This is a genomic window from Bradyrhizobium sp. STM 3562 (genome assembly GCF_045571435.1).
Taxonomy (GTDB): domain Bacteria; phylum Pseudomonadota; class Alphaproteobacteria; order Rhizobiales; family Xanthobacteraceae; genus Bradyrhizobium.
On record NZ_CP120694.1, the window covers coordinates 1,849,264 to 1,870,979 of the forward strand.

Annotated in this window: 23 protein-coding genes; 13 read left to right on the forward strand and 10 right to left on the reverse strand. The window is 61.7% G+C overall.

All coding sequences use genetic code 11. The annotated features are described in order from the left end of the window. The first annotated feature begins 30 nt into the window (after positions 1-30). Complete coding sequence (locus tag P6U23_RS08525) at positions 31-1,005, forward strand: quinone oxidoreductase family protein (protein WP_407179101.1); 975 nt, start codon at positions 31-33, stop codon at positions 1,003-1,005. Positions 1,006-1,010: 5 nt separating this feature from the next. Here the strand turns inward: P6U23_RS08525 and P6U23_RS08530 are convergent, their stop codons facing one another. The 3 genes from P6U23_RS08530 to P6U23_RS08540 all read right to left on the reverse strand — a co-directional run bounded on the left by P6U23_RS08530 (position 1,011) and on the right by P6U23_RS08540 (position 3,558). Further along, positions 1,011-2,348 carry an MFS transporter gene (locus tag P6U23_RS08530; RefSeq protein ID WP_407179102.1) on the reverse strand — a complete coding sequence of 446 codons (1,338 nt, stop codon included), beginning with the start codon at positions 2,346-2,348 and terminating at the stop codon, positions 1,011-1,013. A 131-nt stretch (positions 2,349-2,479) separates the two neighbouring features. Beyond that, positions 2,480-2,755, reverse strand: coding sequence for a hypothetical protein (locus P6U23_RS08535; RefSeq protein WP_407179103.1), 276 nt, complete (start codon positions 2,753-2,755; stop codon positions 2,480-2,482). A gap of 164 nt (positions 2,756-2,919) precedes the next feature. Beyond that, the gene (locus tag P6U23_RS08540; protein WP_407179104.1) at positions 2,920-3,558 is read right to left on the reverse strand and encodes a S24 family peptidase; all 639 of its coding nucleotides are present in this window, start codon (positions 3,556-3,558) and stop codon (positions 2,920-2,922) included. A 145-nt stretch (positions 3,559-3,703) separates the two neighbouring features. On the opposite strand from P6U23_RS08540, the gene P6U23_RS08545 reads away from it, so the two are divergent. Beyond that, a complete protein-coding gene (locus tag P6U23_RS08545) occupies positions 3,704-4,234 on the forward strand; it encodes a GcrA family cell cycle regulator (protein WP_407179105.1) in 531 nt (176 codons plus the stop codon). 50 nt (positions 4,235-4,284) lie between these two features. Then, complete coding sequence (locus tag P6U23_RS08550; protein WP_407179106.1) at positions 4,285-4,890, forward strand: hypothetical protein; 606 nt, start codon at positions 4,285-4,287, stop codon at positions 4,888-4,890. 63 nt (positions 4,891-4,953) lie between these two features. On the opposite strand, the gene P6U23_RS08555 is transcribed toward P6U23_RS08550, so the two are convergent. Beyond that, complete coding sequence (locus P6U23_RS08555) at positions 4,954-5,334, reverse strand: SPW repeat protein (RefSeq protein ID WP_407179107.1); 381 nt, start codon at positions 5,332-5,334, stop codon at positions 4,954-4,956. 117 nt (positions 5,335-5,451) lie between these two features. Then, positions 5,452-7,761 (reverse strand): outer membrane protein assembly factor BamA, encoded by a 2,310-nt coding sequence (gene bamA / locus P6U23_RS08560; protein ID WP_407179108.1) that lies wholly within the window; start codon positions 7,759-7,761, stop codon positions 5,452-5,454. Positions 7,762-8,056: 295 nt separating this feature from the next. Between bamA and P6U23_RS08565 the strand changes: the two genes are divergently transcribed. The 4 genes from P6U23_RS08565 to P6U23_RS08580 all read left to right on the forward strand — a co-directional run bounded on the left by P6U23_RS08565 (position 8,057) and on the right by P6U23_RS08580 (position 10,922). Continuing rightward, entirely contained in the window at positions 8,057-9,109 is a 1,053-nt protein-coding gene (locus tag P6U23_RS08565; RefSeq protein ID WP_407179109.1) for a hypothetical protein, read from the forward strand. Positions 9,110-9,165: 56 nt separating this feature from the next. Then, the gene (locus tag P6U23_RS08570) at positions 9,166-9,843 is read left to right on the forward strand and encodes a methyltransferase family protein (protein ID WP_407179110.1); all 678 of its coding nucleotides are present in this window, start codon (positions 9,166-9,168) and stop codon (positions 9,841-9,843) included. A gap of 220 nt (positions 9,844-10,063) precedes the next feature. Beyond that, positions 10,064-10,489, forward strand: coding sequence for a hypothetical protein (locus P6U23_RS08575; RefSeq protein WP_407179111.1), 426 nt, complete (start codon positions 10,064-10,066; stop codon positions 10,487-10,489). Between the two features lie 91 nt (positions 10,490-10,580). Next, complete coding sequence (locus P6U23_RS08580) at positions 10,581-10,922, forward strand: phasin (protein ID WP_407181385.1); 342 nt, start codon at positions 10,581-10,583, stop codon at positions 10,920-10,922. 157 nt (positions 10,923-11,079) lie between these two features. On the opposite strand, the gene P6U23_RS08585 is transcribed toward P6U23_RS08580, so the two are convergent. After that, positions 11,080-11,229, reverse strand: coding sequence for a hypothetical protein (locus P6U23_RS08585; protein WP_407179112.1), 150 nt, complete (start codon positions 11,227-11,229; stop codon positions 11,080-11,082). Positions 11,230-11,387: 158 nt separating this feature from the next. Then, positions 11,388-12,218, reverse strand: coding sequence for an alpha/beta hydrolase (locus P6U23_RS08590; protein WP_407179113.1), 831 nt, complete (start codon positions 12,216-12,218; stop codon positions 11,388-11,390). Positions 12,219-12,421: 203 nt separating this feature from the next. On the opposite strand from P6U23_RS08590, the gene P6U23_RS08595 reads away from it, so the two are divergent. Continuing rightward, a complete protein-coding gene (locus P6U23_RS08595) occupies positions 12,422-12,529 on the forward strand; it encodes a hypothetical protein (protein WP_407179114.1) in 108 nt (35 codons plus the stop codon). 65 nt (positions 12,530-12,594) lie between these two features. On the opposite strand, the gene P6U23_RS08600 is transcribed toward P6U23_RS08595, so the two are convergent. Further along, positions 12,595-13,179 (reverse strand): hypothetical protein, encoded by a 585-nt coding sequence (locus P6U23_RS08600; protein ID WP_407179115.1) that lies wholly within the window; start codon positions 13,177-13,179, stop codon positions 12,595-12,597. Here P6U23_RS08600 and rocF point away from each other — a divergent pair. Then, complete coding sequence (gene rocF, locus P6U23_RS08605; RefSeq protein ID WP_407179116.1) at positions 13,178-14,092, forward strand: arginase; 915 nt, start codon at positions 13,178-13,180, stop codon at positions 14,090-14,092. The two genes, P6U23_RS08600 and rocF, sit on opposite strands and share 2 nt — an antisense overlap. A 4-nt stretch (positions 14,093-14,096) precedes the next feature. Here the strand turns inward: rocF and P6U23_RS08610 are convergent, their stop codons facing one another. After that, positions 14,097-15,641 carry an FAD-dependent monooxygenase gene (locus tag P6U23_RS08610; protein WP_407179117.1) on the reverse strand — a complete coding sequence of 515 codons (1,545 nt, stop codon included), beginning with the start codon at positions 15,639-15,641 and terminating at the stop codon, positions 14,097-14,099. A gap of 10 nt (positions 15,642-15,651) precedes the next feature. Between P6U23_RS08610 and P6U23_RS08615 the strand changes: the two genes are divergently transcribed. The 3 genes from P6U23_RS08615 (at position 15,652) to P6U23_RS08625 (ending at position 17,827) form a co-directional block, all read left to right on the forward strand. Continuing rightward, complete coding sequence (locus tag P6U23_RS08615; RefSeq protein WP_407179118.1) at positions 15,652-15,912, forward strand: hypothetical protein; 261 nt, start codon at positions 15,652-15,654, stop codon at positions 15,910-15,912. Between the two features lie 72 nt (positions 15,913-15,984). Then, positions 15,985-17,271 carry a sulfite dehydrogenase gene (gene soxC / locus P6U23_RS08620; protein ID WP_407179119.1) on the forward strand — a complete coding sequence of 429 codons (1,287 nt, stop codon included), beginning with the start codon at positions 15,985-15,987 and terminating at the stop codon, positions 17,269-17,271. Between the two features lie 28 nt (positions 17,272-17,299). After that, a complete protein-coding gene (locus P6U23_RS08625) occupies positions 17,300-17,827 on the forward strand; it encodes a c-type cytochrome (RefSeq protein ID WP_407181386.1) in 528 nt (175 codons plus the stop codon). An 840-nt stretch (positions 17,828-18,667) separates the two neighbouring features. Here the strand turns inward: P6U23_RS08625 and P6U23_RS08630 are convergent. Beyond that, positions 18,668-19,882 carry a mandelate racemase/muconate lactonizing enzyme family protein gene (locus P6U23_RS08630; RefSeq protein ID WP_407179120.1) on the reverse strand — a complete coding sequence of 405 codons (1,215 nt, stop codon included), beginning with the start codon at positions 19,880-19,882 and terminating at the stop codon, positions 18,668-18,670. A gap of 262 nt (positions 19,883-20,144) precedes the next feature. Between P6U23_RS08630 and P6U23_RS08635 the strand changes: the two genes are divergently transcribed. Then, entirely contained in the window at positions 20,145-21,698 is a 1,554-nt protein-coding gene (locus P6U23_RS08635; RefSeq protein WP_407179121.1) for a DUF1800 domain-containing protein, read from the forward strand. Positions 21,699-21,716 lie beyond the last annotated feature (18 nt).

A 21,716-nucleotide genomic window follows, 5' to 3' on the forward strand; every position in this document is an offset into this window, starting at 1 on the left:
TCTGTCAACGCGATTTAAGGGAGTAACGTCATGGTTCATGCCATCCGCTTTCACAAGACCGGCGGGCCGGAGGTTCTGGTCTGGGAGGAGGTCAATCTTGCCAAGCCTGGCCCCGGGGAAGCCCGGATTCGTCACACGGCGGTCGGACTGAACTTCATCGACATCTATCACCGTTCCGGCGTTTATCCCCTGCAATTGCCGAGCGGCCTTGGCGGCGAGGGGGCGGGCGTGGTCGAGGAAGTGGGCCCGGGCGTCACCGATCTGAAGCCCGGCGACCGCATCGCCTACGGCGCGGCCCCGCTCGGTGCCTATGCCGAAGCGCGGCTGATCCCCGCCGATCGCCTGCTCAAATTGCCTGATGGCATCGACGATAGGACCGCGGCGGCCATGATGCTGAAGGGCCTGACAACGCAATATCTGATCCGCCAGACCTATCGCGTCAAAGCGGGCGATACCATCCTGCTGCACGCCGCGGCCGGCGGTGTCGGGCTCATCCTGTCGCAATGGGCGAAGCACCTCGGCGCGACCGTGATCGGCACCGTGGGCAGCGAGGAGAAGGCAAAGCTTGCCAAGGAGCACGGCTGCGCCCACACCATCATCTATACGCGCGAGGATTTCGTGAAGCGTGTCGACGAGATCACGGGCGGCAAGAAGGTGCCGGTGGTCTATGACTCCGTCGGCAAGGACACGTTTCTGAAGTCGCTCGATTGCCTCGCGCCGCTTGGTTTTGCGGTGTTGTTCGGCCAATCCTCCGGCAGCGTCGAGCCGCTCAACCTTGGTCTCTTGGCGCAGAAGGGATCGCTCTACGTGACCCGGCCGACGCTCAATACCTATGGCGCAAAACGTGAAAACCTGGTGGCCATGGCCAAGGAACTGTTCGACGTGGTTCAGTCCGGCGCCGTCAAGATCGAGGTGAACCAGACCTATCCGCTGAAGGATGCCGCGAAGGCGCATGCTGATCTTGCCGCGCGCAAGACCACGGGATCCACGGTTTTCCTGGTCTGAGCCGCCTATTCGGGCAGGGGCTTAGGCACGCGTTCCACGGTTTCGTCGTGGCTCAATGTCAGCACGATTCCCGTGGCGATGATGCCGAGCCCCGCCAGCAGCAGTAAGCCGCCGGTGTAGCTGCCGGTGTGATCTCTGATCCAGCCCATCGCGAAGGGGCCGGCAAAGCCCGCGAGGTTGCCGATCGAATTGACCACGGCAATCCCCGCGGCCGCGGCTGCGCCGGACAGAAAAGCGGTGGGCAGGGTCCAGAACACCGGCAGGCACGCGAAAATGCCGAAGCCGGCGATGCAAAACGCGACCATCTTGAGCGTCGGATCATCGAGCACGGTGGAGATCGCAATCCCGGCTGCGGCAATGAACAGGGGAATGGCGGTATGGAAGCGCCGCTCTCCTACGTGATCGGAGCGGCGGCCCCACCAGACCATGCCGAGGACGCCGACAAGATAGGGCGCGGCCGAGACCAGGGTCGTCAGGAATGTGTTGAGGCCGAACGCCTTCACGATCTGCGGCAGGAAAAAGCTCAAGCCGTAATTGGTCGCGACCGCGCCGAAATAAACCAGGCTCAAGCCGATGACTTTCGGATTGAACAGCGCCTCCACCACCGTGTATTGGCGCACCGCGTCGCGCTGACGCCGCTCCGCGAGCAGTTTCTCGGCGAGCCAGCTTCGCTCATCGCTGGTGAGCCAGGTGGCGTCGGTCGGCCGGTCGGTGAGATAGAAAAAGACGACGCCGGCAAGGATGATTGCAGGGACGGCTTCGATGATGAACAGCCATTGCCAGCCGGCCAAGCCCAGCCCGCCGTGCAGATAGAGCAGCAGGCCCGAAATGGGCGCGCCGATCACGGTGGAGAGCGGGATGGCGGCCATGAAGTAACCGACGATGCGCGCGCGATATTCGGTCGGGAACCAAAGCGTCAGATAGAAGATGATGCCGGGGAAGAAGCCGGCTTCCGCCGCACCCAGCAGGACGCGCAGCAGATAGAAGGTGGTTTCGTTGCCGAGCCCGGTGGCGCGGGCAATGTTCGGAATGAACGCCATCAGGCCCGAGAGAATGCCCCAACTCAGCATGATGCGCGCGATCCATTTGCGCGCGCCGAAGCGCTCGAGCAGCAGGTTGGAGGGCACTTCGAAAATGAAATAGGCGATAAAGAAGATTCCGGCGCCAAATCCGAACGCGGTCTGCGACAGGCCGAGGTCCTGGTTCATCGTGAGGGCGGCAAAGCCCACATTGACGCGGTCGAGATAGGCGACGAAATAACAGACGATCAGGAACGGAACGAGCCGTTTCGTAACCTTGGCGAGCGCAGTGGCTGCGAATGTGGTGGTTTCTTCGGCGTGCATTTCCTTGCAAAACACGCCTGCACAACCGGAGTTCCAATGTGGTGAGTGTTTAATGCTGATGTGCGCAATGCCGCCCGCGGCCTGACCTTGCGGCGCAACAACATTTTTGCCCCTTCACGGTGCAGAACTCGTCAGACCGCCTCGTGCTTGCGCAGATCGCGCGCGTGGTCAAAGCAGCCGGCCTGCAGGTCGGCTTCCGCGCTCGCCACCTCCGGGAGCGCGGCCTCGGCGAGAATTTCCTCGGTGACGTCCTCGACCGCGCGATCCGCGATCTCGTGAATGAAGCTGATATTCTCGTATTCGCCGGAGGCGATGCGCGCGATGACCTCGTGCCCTGTGATCTCGGGGTCGACAACGGCCTCAGGGCCACGACGGCCATAGTCGATCATCACGACGAAATATTGCATGCGGGCTATTAGTGCCTTCTGCGGAATCAAGCTTGCGGCCATTATTTCTGAAAATCAGAAATTATCAAGCAGAAAATTCTGAAAGCCGTAATCCGGTCATTGCGGGCTCGGTTTCGGTCGAGCCTGCCGGGCGAATCAGCCTGTCTTTTCCCCCTGGCGCAGGCTTACCTCTCCGCCGCGCGCACGCTTTGCGCCCTCGTCGCCTTGCGGGTACGGGCGGCGGCGCGCGAACGCATTCGCTCGATCTGCGCCCGCGGCAGGGTCACGCAGATCTCGCCGATCCATTCGAGCTTGACGCCGTTGATCGGCTTGGCATTGAAGCTCGTCAGATTGACGAGAGTGGGGGATTTGCCGCGCTCGATCGTCTTCAAATATCGCTCGCCGGTCTTCAGGCGTACCGCGGCCTCTTGGCCATAGAAGCTCGTCAGCGGATGACACTGCTCGCGATAGACCACGATGACGTCGCCGCTTTCGTATTTCGGCAGCATGGAGTCGCCGGCGACTTCGAAGGCGATGGTTTCCTCCGAGATCGGGAAGGGCAGTTCGACCTCGCCCAGCCCCTCCGGCGGAACCTGCTCGTTTTCCGGCTCGATCACGGCCCCGGCGCCGATCCGGCCCATGATGGGCACCGAATTCAGCTCCAGATATTCCATAATCGGGCCGATCTCGGAGGCCTTGATCAGGCGCTGACCGCCCAGGATTTCCGATACGGCGCCGGGGCGGACGCCCATGGCGCGCGCAAGCCCGCCCTTGGTCTTGCCCGGCTTCTGCAGTCCCCGCTCAATCATTGCAACGTCCAGCATGGCACGACTCCTTCCCGAATTTCCGAAAATATAGCAATTACGATTATCAGAAATCAAGCTTGACTTATAATTCGGAATATCAGAAATTTACCTGCCTGGGCGCGATTCCACCCGGGCGGGTCGGAGCGCCAAGAAAGGCAAGAAAATGCAAGCAGACAATTGGGCGCCGGAACATTGCAAGGCGCTGCGTGACTACCTGGCTCTCGGCATGTCCTTTGCGGAGATCGCCCGAGAGCTCAATGCGAAATTCGGAACCGCCTATACCCGCAACGCGACGATCGGCCGTAGCAAGCGCATGGGACTGGCCGCTCCCAAGCGGCCCAAACGGGCGGCAAACCCCGATCTCCACAAAGCCCGCAAGCCGCGCCGGCCCAAGATGACGGAGCCGCCGCAGGGAGTGACGACGACTGCAACGGTGCAGGGGCGGGCGGCGCCCGCGAAGCTTCGCTGTGTGGGCATCAGCCCGCGGCTTATATCGCTGGTCGATCTCGATGCGTCCGAGTGCCGTTACCCCTATGGTGGCGACAAGGACAACGAGCCGATCACCTTCTGCGGCCATCCTACGCTTGCCGGATCATGCTATTGCGCGCCGCATTTTCACCTGACGCGCGCGACCGAGGCGCAGCCCGAGCGGGTCATCGGACCGGTCGTGCTGCGGCTCGTGCAGGCGGCGTAACGGCTTTCGTCGGTCCCATCATCCATTCTCGGAACAAACAGGAGGCAGTGGTGGCGAGAGCCAAGCGTAGCAGATCCTATCGGCTCGCGAAAATGTACGATCGACGGGCTCGCGACCTGCCGCTCAACGCGGAGGTCGCAAGTGTCGAAGTGGATGATCCCTTTGCGCTGCGTCCGGGCGAGAAGATCGTCGCCTTGCGCTCGATCCGCAACGATCCGCTGGGCCGGCTGCAGTCGCATCGCCAGATCGACGAGGCGCAGTATCAGGGCGGCCGCGCATTCCAGAATGATTGGGAACGAGCGGAGCGCGGGCCGCAGGCGGTCGATCCGAGTCGCGAATATGTCGATGGCGCCCAGATGCGCGAGCCGATCACGGAAAGCCAGCGCAAGGCCGTGCTGCGGCTCAACCGTTGCGAACGCGAGCTCGGCGCCGACGGCTCAGCGCTGGTCCATGATGTCCTGATCCAGGGCATGACCATGGAGCAGGTCGGACAGCGCCGCGGTGTGAAGAGCCAGCGCTGGAACGACTATTTCGCGCGGCGCTTCAAGGAATGCCTCGATAGGCTGGCGCTGATCTACGGTTTTGCGACGGAAAAGAGCAGTCGCGGTCGGCGCGTCCTGGAAAAAATCCAAGGGACGTCGCCGACCGACTCCTGATCTCCTAAGCCTCGTTATCCACAGCGTTCGCCGTGCCGCGACGGCACGGCGGACGTTGCCCCGTCAATGCTGGCTCGAAGTCTGGTCCGGATGCGATGGGCTGAAGTGCGCGGCATCATAGTGCAGCCAAAGATCGAGTATTGCCAGAAAGGCCACAATGACGCCGATGCCGATGCTGAAGTGCATCGCACGGGTATGCGCAAATCCCAATAGCCACGGCGACACGATCAGCCAAAGGCCGAGCAGGAAGTTGGCCCATTCTTCCCAATCTTTATAGGCGATGATGGCCGCCAGCGAAACCACTGCGATAACCGCGCCGCTCGCCCACAAGTCGAACTTCCCCGGCGCATTGGTCATTTTGAAAAGCCAGGGCGAAACGATCAACACTGCCGCGAGCAGCAGATTGTACATATCCAAGACGGATTCGCGCTGCCATTTCCTCATGACATGATCTCCTCCGTGTGGGTGGAGTGAAGAAAACGGACCGGTGTCCGGCGAGTTCCCGTGAGCAACCTGCGTTCAGATAGACTTTCGTTGAGATCGGATTTGGATGCGTTGCACCTAAAAGGAGGGTCCGGCGGTAAAGTTGAACGGTTGCACCACGTCATAAGCGGCCTTGCTGAGCGGCGCCGCGTAACTCGCCGTCAGTGCGCCGAAGGGCGAGGCCCAGGTCAGGCCGACACCAACCGACGAGCGGATGGTATTGGCATTGGCGATCTGCGCGGTCTGGCCGGAGAAGGTGGTCGGCCCCTTGTAGCCGAAGACGCTGCCGGCATCGACAAAGGCCGAAGCTCTCAAACCGTATTCATCGGGCACGCCGGGAATGCCGCTCTGCAATTCGGCGGTGGTGGCCCAGTACATGCTGCCCCCGACATTGTCCATGGTCGAGCCGGGCGTCAGGTCGCGGGGACCGAAGCCATTGGGGGCAAAGCCGCGCACCATGCTGGGGCCTCCGAAGAAGCTGTTCATCAGCGGCACCTGCTGCCCGCCCCAGCCCGTGATGTAGCCGCCTTGGCCGCGCACCATCGCCACGAGGTCGCTGCCAAGCGACTGGTAGTAGCGAACGTCCTCCGAGGTTCGCAGGAACTTGACGTCCCCGCCCAGTCCCGCGAGATCCTGGCGTAGCTGCGAGTTGAAGCCGCTGGTCGGCATCTTGTTATTGTCGAGCGAGTTGTAGGTCACGGTATCGCCGACCGCCGAGACGAGCTGCGGCCCGGCTGCCGCAGCCTGCCGGATCGGCAGGGACACGGTCGCGGCCGAGGTGCCCGGCGCGAGCGTGACGTTCTGGTCGTAAAGCGAATAGCGCCACAGCGCGCTGGTCTGTTCGGTGATCGGCGTGCCCAGCGAAAGGTTCATGCCGTAAGTATTGCTGCCGTAGGACTGATAGGGGCTGGAAAAGGCCTGACGGTAGAATAGCTCGCCTCCTCCGGAGACATGATTGCCGAAGAGGTCCGGATCGGTGGCCGAGAGGTTGGCGCCTTGCGCATATTGGCCGTAGCTCACCGAGGCCTGAACGATGTCGCCCATGCCATAGAAATTGCGATCGCCGATTTTGACCTCGCCCAGCCAGCCATCGGTCGTGGAGTAGCCGCCCGAAACGGAAAAGTCGCCGGTCGCCTGATCGTCGGCTTCGACGTCGAGCACCACACGGTCGGACGTCGAGCCAGGCCTCGTCGTGATCTTGACCGTCTTAAAGTAGTTCAGGTTCTTCAGCCGCCGCTCGGCGCGGTCGATCAGGGCCTTGTTGTAGGCGTCGCCCTCGGCGATGTCGAACTCGCGCCGGATGACATAGTCGCGGGTGCGCGTATTGCCGTGAATTTCGATGCGCTCGAGATAGGCTCGCTCTCCCTCATCGATGACGAACGCCACATCGATTTTGCGTGCTTCCGCATTCCGCATCATGCGAGGCGCCGCATGCGCGAAGGGGTAGCCGAGCTTTGCCATTTCGACGGAGAGCGCCTCGCTGGTCTTATCCAGAGCGCTGCCGTCGAAGACCACCCCGCTGCGCGCTACCAAGAGACGCTTGAGCTTGTCGCTGTTCAGCCCCGCTACGTTCGAGGCGATGCTGATGTCGCCGAAACGGTAGAGCTGTCCTTCATCGATGGCAAAGGTGACGATGAAACCCTTTATCGTCGGATCGTATTCCGCGTGCGCATCCGTCACGCTCGCATCCGCGTATCCGTGATTGCGGTAGTAGTTTCGTAGCTTCTCGCGGTCGTCATTGATGCGGTCAGGATCATACACGTCGGCGCCGGTCAGAAGCGTAATCAGAGACGAGGCCGACGTGTTGATGACGGCCTTGAGCTGCCGGTCGCCGAAGGCGTGATTGCCGACGAAGATGATCCGCTTCACCGGGGTCTTCTTGCCTTCATTGATCGTGTAGACGAGATCGACCCGGTCGTTGCCGCGGTCGATGACCTCCGGTACGACCGTGACATCATCGCGTCCTTTGTGCCGGTAGGCATCGAGGATCCGTCCGACATCCGCCTGCACCGTCGCCCGCTGCAGTGAGCCGCGTGCCTTGGACTGGACGAGCCCGGAGAGCTCCTCGTCCTTGATCTTCTTATTGCCCTCGAAGGCGACACGTTCGAGCACCTTCGCTTCGACGAGATGAACGACGAGCCGGTTGCCCGCCCGTTCGATCTTGACATCGTCGAACAGGCCGGTGGCGATCAGCGCCTTCAGCGCCGCGTCGCGCGCCATCTCGTCGTACCGCCCTTCGGCGTTGGGATGGAAATAAGAGCGGACGGTATCCGCGTCGATCCGGCGATTGCCTTCGACGGTAATGGCCTCTGGCGCAGCCGTGCCGTTCTCGGCCGCGGTGGCCGTGACCGGCAAAAGGCTCGCGGCCAGCGCTACGCCGATAACCACTGCCGCGGCCAGCGAAGATCGATATCGCCGGCCGGCAGCTTTACCTCTACCCGTCACGTCCCGCCTGTCCCATAACTGACGAGCCGGATCGAATTGCGCGCACCGGGCGAAAGAATGTCGGAGGCGGGGAGAGTTGCGGGCAATGTAGCCGCCGCCACAATTTCGACGCAACGCCGGACCGTCCGCTCCCCAAAACATTCGCATAGCTGCTCCAAATGCCCCTTAGCCAAACCACAGGCGGGTTCGCGGTTTTCGACCCTCTTTTCACGGCCGCGAATGCGTCGTGGAGCGTCACATGCGTATCGTAGCCCTCGCAGCCATCCTGTTAACCCTGAGCCAGTCGGTCTCTGCCGCCGTCGCGCCGAACATCGATCCGCGCGCTTCGCTCGGCGTGGTCCAGCAATGGATCTACAACTATCGCGCCAAGCCGGATTACGCCCATGTGCCGGCGGCGGTACGCGTGCTGTTCCATTCGCAGACCTTCAGGGAGCCGGAGAACGCCGGCATCTATCTTGGCTTCATCGCAGGCGCGATCGGATCGAATCCGGCCAAAGCCGAACAGCTCGTCAACAGCTTCTTCCCTGTGCCGCCCGAGGACGAATGGGTGATCGTCCGCGCCATCGCTTATTCGGGATTGCCGGACTGGCGCAATCTCTTGCGCAAGGTCGAGCCGAAAATGCCGGGGCGGCGCGTGATGGTCGACGCTTATCTTTCGGCCAAGTTGCCCACGCTGTCCGAGATACCGCTCGAAGAGAAGAAGCCCGGCGCGCTCGACAAGCTGCGCGCCGTCTTCACGAAAAATCCCTTCAAGAAGGAAGAAAAGAAGATAGACATGACGCTCAGCTATGCCGGCAACCAGGATTTGCTGGACACGCTGTGGGGCTACTACTTTGCGACCGGCTCGCATCAGCCGATCCTGCGCATCATGCAGATGCTGCCCTGGTCCAAGAGCCGCGACACCGTCGACAAGCTGACGGTCGGCAGCATGGCGCGGTATACATTGGCAAGCTATGCGGTTCGCGACGCAGATCTGCGCGATTTTCTGCGCAGCGAATTGCCCAACCAGCCGGCGCCGATCAAGGAGCCGCTCGCCGAAGTCATCGAAGCGGCCGATACCGTGCAACTCGCCGCCGTGCGCAAGGACGCGCTCGCAGCCGTGGAAGAGCTCAAGACCAAGGGATCGGACGCGCGGCGCAACGTCAATTTCTGGGGCCAGGTCGGCGTCGGCGCGGTGGCGCTCGGCTGTGTGTCGGCGGCGGCCTTGGGTGCAGTGGCGGTCGGCATTCCCTGCGTGATTGGCGGTTCCGCTTCGCAGGGGCTGTTGTCATTCTGGGAAAAGCAGCAGTGATGCCGGCACAGATCTACTAGGAGCAGCAGCCGCCCTTCACATGTTATTGTGGTGGTATGGCTTCACTGCACAAGAGAGCGTCCGCCGGCCTTGCGATCCTCTTCGTGGTATTGGCCTTCCTGCTCTTCGGCGCTGCGGGCACGCCGCGTTACTGGCAGGGATGGGCCTTCCTGGCCTGCTATTTCGCGGCGTCAATCGCGATCACGTTCTATCTGGTGAGGAAGGATCCGGCGCTCTTGGCGCGGCGGATGCGTGGAGGGCCCTTTGCGGAAGAGGAGCCGGCACAGAGGGTCATCATGTCTCTTGCCTCGCTCGGATTCATTGCTCTGATCGTTTTGCCAGGGCTCGATCATCGTTTGGGGTGGTCCCACGTGCCGCCTGCCGCGGTCGTTGCCGGCGACTTGCTCGTTCTGCTCGGCTGGCTCGGCATTTTCGTCGTATTCAGGGAAAACAGCTTTACCTCTGCAAGAATCGAACTTGCCGCCGACCAGCGGGTGATATCGACGGGTCCATACGCGTGGGTTCGGCATCCGATGTATGCGACGGCCTTGCTCATGCTGCTCGGCATACCGATCGCGCTCGGTTCGTGGTGGGGCGTTCTCGTCGTCGTTGCGATTGTGCCGGCGCTGGTGTGGCGGCTCATCGACGAGGAGCGATTTCTGGCCCGAAATCTGCCCGGCTATTCAGAATATCGGGACAGAGTTCGTTGCCGCCTGCTGCCCGGGATCTGGTAGGCCCCCAAAAAGTGCAGCGGCAAAGCCTCGCGCGGATCATTCGCAATAGCCGGGCGCGTGCCGGTGAGGCGTGTAGTGCAGGCCTTGCAACCTCCAGCCCGCCGCGGACATCGTTTCCTGCCCCTATTCCGATGATCAGCGAAGGTTTGGGGGCAAGCGCCGGCCTGAACCGCTATAACTTGGGTATTGCGCGAAGCTGTAAGGGTCGATGAAATGGGGCATGGGTGGCCGTAGCCGACTTCGCATCTTTGGCAATCGTATCCGGGGCGCGCGGATCGGCTTGCAACGTGCGCGTGAGCGAGCCACGGAGGCGGCGCGCGAGGCGGATGCCGCCGAATGCCAGCTCTGGTCGGCGCAGATGGAAGGGTTTGGCGGACCGGCGCAGCCTTCTCCGACCATCGGGCAATGCCTTAACGCCGGCTACGGCTGGCTGGAGGTCATGTGCCATCGCTGCGAAACCCGCGCCAGTCTGCCGCTGGACACCATCCGCCGCCCGCCGGATACACCGATCTGGAAATTGGAAGCCGCGCTCAAGTGCCGATCCTGCCGGACGGCCCATTATGCCCCGCGGGTCCACATGATCAGGCTGACGAAAGAACAGAAGATCGCCCCTTACCCCTGGGTTCACCCCGATGATGACCGCTAGCTCGAGCTGACCGCCCAGGTGTGGGCTCGATGTGGAGATGAATTCCTGGGCCAACGTGATACGGATTACTCGAAGATTGGAGGAGGCGACCATGGCTGAATCAAAATTGGAAGTACCTGCCGAATTGCGTGAATTGGCCGAGAAGACGATCGACCAGGCGGAAAGAGCCTTCGAGCTGTTTTTCGACGCGGCGAGCAAATCGATATCCTCGATTCCCGGCGCGGGCACCGAGGTTTCCAAGCAGGCCCTGTCCTTCACCGAACAGAACATGAAATCCGCGTTCGACCACGCAAGAAAGCTCGTCTACGCGACCGACCTTCAGGAGGCTATGCGCATTCAGTCGGAATTCTTGCGGACCCAGTTCACCAATGCGGGCGAGCACATGCGCGAGATCACGGGCAAGGTCATGTCCGCAGGCAAAGGAAAATCATAGGCCGCTGCTCCCCCTCGCTGCGCAGACCCTAAGACTTCGTTGGCCGAACCGATTGATCCGCATCAGCACGCCAAACGGCTGGGGCGCACGAGATCTTCGACTGGCGTGGCGAAGGAGTGACCGTGGAACGCCGACCGCGACCGGGCCGGCTGCTGGATCATCCGCAGCATGAACCCGGAAAATGCGTGAGATCGACCATGGCCGCGATCGATTTCAGCAGCTTCAGGGAGCGGCGCCAGATCCGACGCATGACCAATCGATAAGTCAATATTGGATCAACCGGCAGGTTCTCGACGGCGAGCGCCATGTATGTCTCCTTGTCGCCTGGCATCTTGCCGTGTCGGGCAGGCGACGCCTGGACGCCGATCCCCGCCTGCTTGCATCGAAAGACCGGACTTTGCGCACCCTCGCGCAGAGCCAGTCCACTCGCCTTGATCTGTCTCAAGTGAATGAAGGCGCGTCAGCTCAATAGTCGCCGGGATTGGCGATCATCGGCTCGGCGACGTTGGTGGCGGTCAACTCGCTGGACGCAGTTTCGCTGAGAAACTTGTCGAGCGAAGCCTGGATTTTTCCCTTCACCGAATCTGGCCCGCGATCGCTCAAGTCCGTGTGCAGCGCACCGGTGTTGATGATGTCGATCTTGTCGGCCTCGGCTTGCGCCCGCGTCGGCAGCACGCCCGGGTCGGTCTTGAAGTGCGGGTCCTTGGAGCGGAACGAAAGGATCTTCAGCCTGTTGCTGAGCACAAAAGGCACTCGCAAATTGTCGAGCGTGATCACCTTGGAGACCAGCTCGGGATGCTGCTTGGCCACGTACATTGAGACGTCACCGCCATTGGAGTGCCCCACCAATGTCAGGTGGCCATAGTCGGCGTTCGGCTGCAGCTTCTGCAGTTCGCCAAGCACGAACAGGATGTTGGCCTCGCAGCGCAGGTAAACTCCGCGGCGGCCGACATAGGGCAGGCCGACCTTGGTCATCAGCGGCGGATCGCTCGGGAGGTCTTGCTGGATGCTGGCGACCAGATAGCCTCGGGCTGCAAAGACGTTGGCCAGGAAGGAGTACTCGGTGTTCTTGACGGTGTTGCCGTTGCTGATGACCGCGACCGGCAGCTTCCACAAGCCGTTGTCCGCCTTCATCTCGTAATCACGGCGCACCGCGAGGTCGACCGAAACGGGTCGCTGCCGCGTCGGATCGAACAGGTTCAACGTCTCATGCTTGATCGCCCACTTGCTGACAGCCACATACTCGCCGCCGGCGAGCAGGCAAAGGCAAGCCAGAATGGCAATCGCCCTCTTCATCGTTTCCACCCCGATCACATTCGATTCAAGAGATAGTGAGGGAACGCATGTGGAGCCGCGATCGGCAAGGATGTCGAATATTAAATTTACGCAACCGTTGAGAGGTTTGGAAGGACTGACGGAACCGCGCCCGCCAGGGAAGGGACCCCTGAGCGAGCAGTTCAAGTCGCTGGAATGGTTTCATCCCCGAGCAAGTCGCGAAGATGATCTACCCGATCGACAAGAGCCATTTGGCGCCGTTCCGGCTTTTGCATTTCTTGTCGATTGGTCTTGTCTCGCGCCTGACGCCGCCGCGATGCAGCTTGTCGTGAGCCTCGATCAACCCGCGCGGCCCAAGCTATTTTGAGGTCTTCCTCAGCACCGAATTGCAGGGCATTCAATGCCGGCGCGCTAGCATGGCGCCAAGCAGAAACGCGGCGAACAGGCTGGTCAACGGAGCCTTGCGGGTGGCCAGGCGAAGCGCCGGAAGCACTCGCCCCGATTGCGCCTCCGAAAGCGCCATGCGCAGCCGCTCGAGCGCAGCTTTCAACCCGGTGGTGGCCTCACCGATCGAGCGGGACACGTCGGTAGCGGCATCCATGGCGCATTCGGCCATACCGGGTTGTTGCGCTGGATGCGACGTCTCGATATCCACTTGCTTGCATCCTCGCAATTGTAGTCGAGAGGCAGCCAACTTTTGGCTATCCGCGCGAGCGCTTACTTTGAACAGCGGGTCCAACGACCTTTGGCTATCCGCGATGGGCGCCGTGGTGAACGGCGGGTCGGCGGCCTCCCTGTAGAAAATGCGGATCGTCCAGATTTGTTCCCGCAATGACGGGAGGGCGAACAGACCAATGGAATCTCTGTTACCGTGGGCCACTACCAATATCCCGCCGACCGATTGCAAAGGATGATCCGTGACCGACGCGACCAAATCGGAACCGACGCAACGCATCGCGTTGTTAGGGGCGCCTATCGACATGGGCGCCTCGCAACGCGGCACATTGATGGGCCCGGCTGCGCTCCGCACGGCCGGCTTGTCGACCCTCCTGGAGGCCCTCGGATTCGATGTAACCGATTACGGTGATCTGTCCGTCTCCGGCATGGCCGATTTGGCCGACCCGCCCCCGGAAAAGGCCAGGCACTACCGCGACATTCAGCGCTGGACGCGACTGCTCAGCGTGCGCGGCTACGAGGTCGCCCAAACGGGGGCAATCCCCATCTTTCTCGGCGGCGATCATTCGCTGTCGATGGGCTCGGCCAACGCGATGTCGCGTTACTGGCAGGACGCGGGTCGGCCCATGTTCGTGCTCTGGCTGGATGCCCATGCGGATTACAACACGCCTGCCACGACGATCACGGCCAACATGCACGGAATGGCGGCTGCTTTCCTGTGTGGCGAAGAGGGCCTCAACGGGCTCCTTGGCGACGAGGTGCGCGCCTCGATCGATCCGGATCGCCTGGAGCTGTTCGGTACGCGCTCGATCGACAAGCTGGAAAGGGATTTGCTGCGCGATCGCCGCGTCTCCATCGCCGATATGCGCCAGATCGACGAATTTGGGGTCGGGGTGCTCATCCGCCGCGTCATCGAGAAGGTGCATGCTGCGAATGGCGTGCTGCATGTCAGCTTCGATGTCGATTTTCTCGATCCGGCCGTCGCACCCGGCGTCGGCACCACGGTGCCCGGAGGGGCGACCTACCGTGAGGCACACCTGATCATGGAAATGCTGCACGATTGCGGACTGGTCCGATCGGTCGATATCGTTGAGCTCAATCCGTTCCTCGACGAGCGTGGCCGCACCGCACGTACGGCGGTCGAACTGATCGGCAGCCTGTTCGGCCAGCAGATCACCGATCGGCCGACACCCAGCAACGCGATCGCGCCGGATAGTTAGGCGATCACGCCGCCCGGTTCGACAACGATCCGGGTTGGATGCGCTGATCGACAAAGTAGCGGTCGAGCACGGCCGCGCTCGCCTGCGGATCAGCCAGCGCCACGTAGCTGTCGGGCCTGACGAGATACAAGCCGTCGCGGGCAAGGCCGGCCGCCTGATATTCCTCCCGCCAGTTGAATACGTGAAGTGGCAGGCCTTGCGTACCGCACCAAGCGGAGAGCTGGTTGCCGACCGAGCCATAGACGTGAACCTGCCACTCCATCCGTGCAAGTGGCTTGAAGTTGTCGAGGCCATCGTACGCCACCCAAGGCAAGCGATCGCCGCCATGCACGTGACCGGCGACGCCGCGGCTCAACGGTCCCTCTCGGTAGTTCAGCATGACTTGGGATACGGTGCGGAACAGAAATTCGCGCACGACTTCAAAATTGACCGCGAGCGGAAACACCACGGGGGCGATGCGCGTACGCAAGATGTCCGCGACGCGGCCCTCAGCGGTGGCAAAGCTGAACACGCGATCGGTGGTCGCAACCAGCCGCCGCGCAAAGCCGATGCGTTCCAGCTCATAGCTGTCGAGCAGCGCCTCCGGTGCGCGGCCCGCAATCACGGCCGCCAGCTTCCAGGCCAGATTGATGGCATCACCGATGCCGGTATTCATGCCTTGGCCGCCGGCCGGGCTGTGGATGTGCGCGGCATCGCCGACCAGGAAGGCGCGTCCCTTTCTGAAATGCTCCGTGACCCGGTGATGCACATGGTAGGTCGAGAACCAGTTGACCTTGTCTACATGCACCTTGAGATGCTTGATCGCGCGGTCGCTGACGTCTTCGAATTTGAGGCTCTCGGCGCGCTCGGCGCGTTCGTCGCGCACGGTGCCGATCAGCCGCGCACGGCCCTGTCCAGCTAGCGGAAAGACTGCGAGAAAATCAGCCTCGTCCAGATCGACATGTAATTCGCCGTTCACTGCGGGACCTGAGGCTTCGACATCGGCGACATAGAAGACTTGCCGATAGGTGCCGCCCGGGAAGCCGGTGCCCAGACTCTCGCGCACCAGGGAGCGCGCGCCATCGCATCCGGCGATATAGCTCGCCTCGCAGTCCTGCTCTTGGCCGTCGCTCCCGCGCAATCGGGCGGCGACGCCCCTGCCATCGTCGGTGAAACGCAGCAATTCGGTGCGCCGCTCGACTGTGACGCCGAAGGCCTCCAGTCGTTCGATCAGCAGCCGCTCGTGCTGGTCCTGCGGAAAGATGTGCAGGAACGGGTAGGGCGTGAGCCCCGCGCCGACATTCTCGAACGGCAGCCGAGTTGCCGCTTCGCCCCTCACCCACAAATTGACCGCGGGCACCTTGTGGCCGCGCGCAATCACCGCATCGGCGAGGTCGAGTTGCTGATATAGTTCGAGCGTGCGCGCCTGGACCGCGAGCGCGCGGGAGGTCGTCCCCGGTTCGGCAGTCTTGTCGATGATGCGGAGCTTGACGCCGAGCTTGGCGAGCCACAGGGCTAGCACCAGGCCTGTGGGGCCGGCACCGACGATCAGAACTTCGGTTTGCGCCATCTGCGCCTCCTTGGAATCGCCTGACGATGTGGAAGGAAACGCGGCAGTTTCCGTTCCGGTCCGCCGGGCCATCGCGGAAAGCATGGAATTGCCTCGGCTGGCCGTCAAATCGATGGATGGGCTTGCGTTCCGGACGCTCGCGCCTCCTCGGAATCGGCGTTCTGCTCGCATCTGCGGTGGTGGCGTTGCCGTTAAGGGTGGCGGTGGCGGAGGGAACTTCCACAACTCGATCGCTATTGAAATGGACTTCCTCAAAATCATGCTGTTTTGAGAAGTTTATGCGTGATTTGCCAATTGCCGATTTCATATGTTTGATCCAGCCATTTCGCATGGAGAGCGCCGCATGAGCGAACCGACCGATGCCGACAACGATCTCGCCCAGACATCGCGCCGCCGTTTTCTGCGTGGGGGCGCTGCGATCGGAGGGGCGGCGCTCGCAGGCGGGCTTCTCGGCAGCGGTGATGCATTGGCTGCCGAAGGCGACAATCTACCGCCCAATGTGCCGGAATGGATGAAGGTGCCTGGCGATCCCATGGGAAGCCAGCCCTATGGGACGCCATCGCCGTTCGAAAAGAACGTGGTGAAGAACATCTCGAAAAACCTGCCGCAATATCTGTCGGCTTCGGGCCGCACGCCGCTGCAGGATCTTGAAGGCATCATCACCCCGAATGGGCTGTTCTACGAGCGCCACCACGGCGGCGTTCCCACTATCGATCCCGCGCAGCATCGCTTGATGCTGCACGGCCTCGTCGATCGTCCCGTGGTTTTCACTATGGAGGACATCAGGCGCTTCCCGTCGCAGTCGCGCATCCATTTCCTCGAATGCTCCGGCAATCCCGTGTACAAGAAGCCCTATGGCAAGACCGCGTCCGACCTTGTCGGCTTGTTGAGCTGCGCGGAATGGACCGGCGTCAGCTTAAAGCTCGTGCTGCAGGAAGCGGGATTGCAGCCGGGCGCAAAATGGGTCGTTGCGGAAGGCGCCGATGCGGCCGCGCTGACGCGCAGCATTCCGATCGAAAAATGCCTCGACGATGCCATGCTGGTCTACAGTCAGAATGGCGAGCGGTTGCGCCCGCAGCAAGGCTATCCACTGCGGCTGCTGCTGCCCGGTTTCGAAGGCAATATGAATGTGAAGTGGTTGCGGCGCCTGCACGTCACGACGGAGCCGGCCTATTCGCGCGAGGAGACGTCGAAATATACCGACCTGATGCCGGACGGCTCGGCGCGTGAATTCACCTTCTACATGGAGGCGAAATCCATCATCACGCGTCCGTCCGGCGGCCAGCGGCTTGCGGCCAAGGGCTTCCACGAGATCACCGGCATCGCGTGGAGCGGACATGGCAAGATCAGGCAGGTCGATGTCTCCGTCGATGGCGGTGAGAACTGGCAGCAAGCCCAACTGCAGAAACCGATCCTGACGCGGGCGCTCACGCGCTTTCGCCTGCCCTGGCGCTGGGACGGCTCGCCTGCCGTGATTCAGAGCCGCGCCATCGACGAAACGGGTTATGTGCAGCCGACATTGGCCGAGCTGCTTGCTGTCCGGGGCGACAACTCTTTCTACCATAACAACGCGATCTGGCCCTGGCATGTCGCTGCGGATGGCGAGGTGACCAATGCTGCCAACGCTTAGGTTTCGTGTCGCGTCGCTCCTGGCGCTCATGCTTGCGTGCGTGGCGCGCGCGGAGGCGCAGGATCACTACGGGATCGGCCGCACGGCGACGCCCGCGGAAATTGCCGGTTGGAGCATCGACATCGGAGCGCGCGATGGCAGCGGGCTGCCGCCGGGCAGTGGCAGCGTGAGCCATGGACGCGAGGTGTTCGAGCAGCAATGCGCGGCTTGCCACGGCGACAAGGGCCAGGGCGGTGTCGGCGACAAGTTGGTTGGCGGGCAGGGGACGCTCGGCACGTCCAATCCGGTCCGCACGGTCGGCAGCTATTGGCCCTACGCGCCGACCCTGTTCGACTATATCCGCCGCGCCATGCCCCAGAACGCGCCGCAATCGCTGAGCAATGACGAGGTCTATGCGGTTTCCGCCTATATCCTCAATCTCAACGGTCTGCTCCCGGCCGATGCGACGCTCGACGCCAAAACGTTGGCCGCGATCAAAATGCCGAACCACGACCATTTCGTTGCGGATCCCAGGCCTGACGTGAAAAAACCCGACTGCATGAGCAATTGCAAATGATGAGCGCCACTCGTCTGAAATTTTAAGTTCCGCCAGAGCATCTCGCGCAGGTCTTTAACGCCGACCTGCTTAGGAAGCCGTGCTCCCCTTTGCCGAATCCTTGAGCAGCAGGAAGCGGCCCGCTCTCATTTTTTCTTGCCGGATGTGACGAATTTCACACCTCGTCCGTGGGACCAAGGAGTATTCTGTCGGAGGGTGAGACATCCGGTGTATTGGTGTATGCGGGCCGACGCCAAGATCATTTCGATGGAGATTTGAGATGGAGCTTGCTCGGCACGTCCGATTGAATAGTGCCTAACGTGACGCTCGCAGCCACGATCTGCCGATTTTGCTCGGCTATTCGGCCGCAGCCATTCTGTTTTGACTGCAATTTATCTCGTCGCAGGCTCGTCCGGAGCGATGCCGGTCGATTTCGCCCCCATGGTCGCATTTCCATAAGACGCGTCGTTCTCGAACGAGCCGAACAAAGCCGAACCGAATACGGTTGCGGGGCCGATCGCCGCAAGTGGTGAGACCTCGAAAGCAGCCTTTCTCTCGAAGAAGAGGATGGACAGCCATGCTTCGTGAAGGTGATGACGCCGGTCACTGTTCCAGTGTATTCAACGTGAAGAAAATTGGCGAGGCGACCAGCGAGGAGCGGGCGACATATCGAAAATGGCGCCGCGGTGTGGTCGCCTTCTATTGCGTGCTGCTGCTTGCGGTTTGTGCCATAGCATTTGCGACTTCGGATACAGGTCGGACGACGCAACGCGGTGATGCGATGGAGCACCACGCAAGCGTCAAGAGCGGACCAGAACGCCTCGTCGCCATCCCATCGGCCCAGCCGCCGCCAATGAGCGGCTATGCCTTCCGGCCATAATTCAATAACCCGCCGCCGATCTTCGGCGGATGCGCGCGCAGCGCCTCTTCGTTCGGCTCGGTGCCCCAGCCGGGCCGGTTCGGGATGACAAGGTGACCATCGAGGATCTCGGGAACGTGCGTGAAAAGCTCGTCATCCCAAGTTAATCGATCGATGTCGATTTCCATGATGCGAAGGTTCGGCACCGCCGCGCAGAAATGCGCGTTCATCATGGAGCAGAGATGGCCGTAGAAATTATGCGGAGCGACATTGACCTCATGCGCCTCGGCGCTGGCGGCAATCTTCATCGATTGCCACACGCCGTTCCATGGCGTGTCGATGATCGCGACATCCATCGCCTGTTCGCGGAAATAGGGCAGGAATTCGCGCAGGCCCAACAGCGTCTCGCAGGATGAGATCGGGTGTGGGCTTTGTCGCCGGATGTATGCGAGCGCCTCGGGGCTGAAACTATCGATTTCGATCCAGAACATGTCGAGATCGGCGATCTCGCGCAGGATTTTTAAGTAGCCTTCGGTCTTGGCGTTGAAATTGAGGTCGAGCAGGATATCGACATCAGGCCCGGCGCCGTCGCGGATGGCTTCCAGATGCGTGCGCAAATCCCGCAGCACGTTGCGCTCGACATTGATTGCGGGCTGAAATGGCGTGCCGAAACCGGGACGCCAGCCGGTGGGCTTGCCGCCGTCGTAGGTGAAGATGTTGGTCTTCAGCGCGGTGAACTTGTTCTCGCGGACCTCGCGCCCGATCGCCTTGACGCCGTCGAGAGTTTCGATCGCGGGCTTGTACCAGGCCGGATGATTGATCCGCCAGGTCGCGCAGTGTGACCAGTAGACACGAATGCGATCGCGGATCTTGCCGCCGAGCAATTCGTAGCAGGGCACGCCTAACAGCTTTGCCTTGGCGTCGAGCATTGCGTTTTCGAGCGCGCCGAGCGCCTGGGCGACCACGCCGCCCGCGGCGGGACGCGTCGCCGCAAACAGTTCGGAGTAAATCCGCTCATGCTGAAAGGCATTCTGGCCCACCACTCGCCCTGAGAGCCGCTGGACCGCCGCGCTCACGCCGGGGGAGCCAAAACCCTCATCATATTCGCTCCAGCCGACCACGCCATCCTCAGTTGTGAGCTTGACGAAATGGTAGTTCCGCCAGCCTGCATCGCAGGCCAGAAGCTCGATATTTGTGATTTTGGAAGTCTTAGTCATGGCGTTTCCTTTGGAGTTTTTTTCATTATGCCGAGGCTTGCGTCCGTAATCGATACTCGCGCCTGCAAACCAGACCACCGAGCTTGGGATCGGGAGTCCCGCCGCAGCGGTCCCGATACCACGCCGTCAATGAACGGGTAACCCGGGCTCGCCATCATTTGTAGATTTTTCGTTCAGAAGTTGTTCAGGCCTGTCCCGCCAAACTCGTCGAACTTAGGTAGCGATTGTCGCAACGCAGCCGTAATCGCCGATTGGCCGCTCCATGAGTATCAAAGCTGCTTCGAAAGCCTGTCGCGGACGACGGCGCCGGTGGACAAGTCTGGCCGGCATTGTATCGGTGTTTGGCACTGTGCCCGCCAATGCCGGCGGCCTCAACGCGCACGATCTGGCGCTGCTCGATCGGCTGACCTGGGGCGTCAACGTTTCGAGCGCTGCGCATTTGGACGCGATCGGCACGGAGCGCTGGCTACAGGAGCAGTTGCATCCGACTGCGAACGTGGCGTTGCCCGCCGCCGCGAAGGCGCAGATCGAGGCCATGCCGGATGTCCACAAGTTTCCGTTCGATGTGATGGTCGCATTCGACCAGCAAGCCAAGAGCGCCAACCAGGTCATCGATCCCGATCAGAAGAACGCGGCGCAGCAGGTTTTCCAACAGGCCATGAGCGATCGCGCCAAGCAGGCCGCGGCGCGCACCATCCTGCGCGCACTTTATGCGCCGGACCAGTTGCGCGAACGCATGACCTGGTTCTGGTTCAACCATTTCAACGTGCATCAATACAAGGGCAACATCCGTATCCTCGTCGGCGATTATGTCGACAACGCCATCAGGCCCCATGCGCTCGGCAGGTTCCGCAATCTGTTGTCTGCGACGCTGCGCCATCCGGCGATGCTGCGTTATCTCGACAATGCCGATAATGCCGTCGGTCATCTGAACGAGAACTATGCGCGCGAGGTCATGGAACTGCACACAATGGGCGTAGGCCCGGGCTATACGCAAGCAGACGTCGAAGCGCTGGCGCGAATTTTGACAGGTCTCGGCATCGACGCGAAGCCCGAAGATCCCAAGCTCAAACCGGAGCTGCAGTCGCAATTGGTGCGCGAAGGAGCCTTCGAATTCAATCCGGCGCGGCACGATTATGGCGACAAGACGCTGCTGGGTCATTTGATCAAGGGACGAGGGCTCGCCGAGGTCGACGAAGCGCTCGACATTCTCGTCCATCATCCGGCGACCGCGGTGCATCTGTCGAGGCAGATCGCAACCTATTTCGTCTCGGACAATCCGCCCGATTCGCTGGTTCAGAAGATGGCGCAAGCTTTCAGAGCCAGCGACGGGGATATTGCCACTGTGCTCAGCACCATGATCGAGGCGCCAGAATTTGCGGTCTCGTTGAAGCCCGGCGCCAGATTCAAGGACCCGATCCACTATGTGCTGTCGGCAGTTCGCCTGGCCTATGACGATAAGGTCATCCTGAACACCTCGCCCATCCAGGGCTGGCTCAATCGGCTGGGGGAGGGTCTGTTCAACCACGAGACGCCAGACGGTTATGCCATGACATCGGCGTCCTGGAATGGGCCCGGGCAGATGATGGTGCGGTTCGAGATCGCGCGGCAGATCGGCTCAGGCTCCGCCGGCCTGTTCAAGCCCGAGGTGCCGAATGCAGTCGATCAGCCGGCATTTCCGCTCATTCAGAATGCGCTCTACTTCAATGGACTGCGGCAGACCCTGGGGCCCGCGACGCTGGCCGCGCTGGACAAGGCGGTCTCGCCGCAGGACTGGAATACGCTGTTTTTGTCGTCACCGGAATTCATGCAGTGAGTAGAGGCGAGGGCCGGC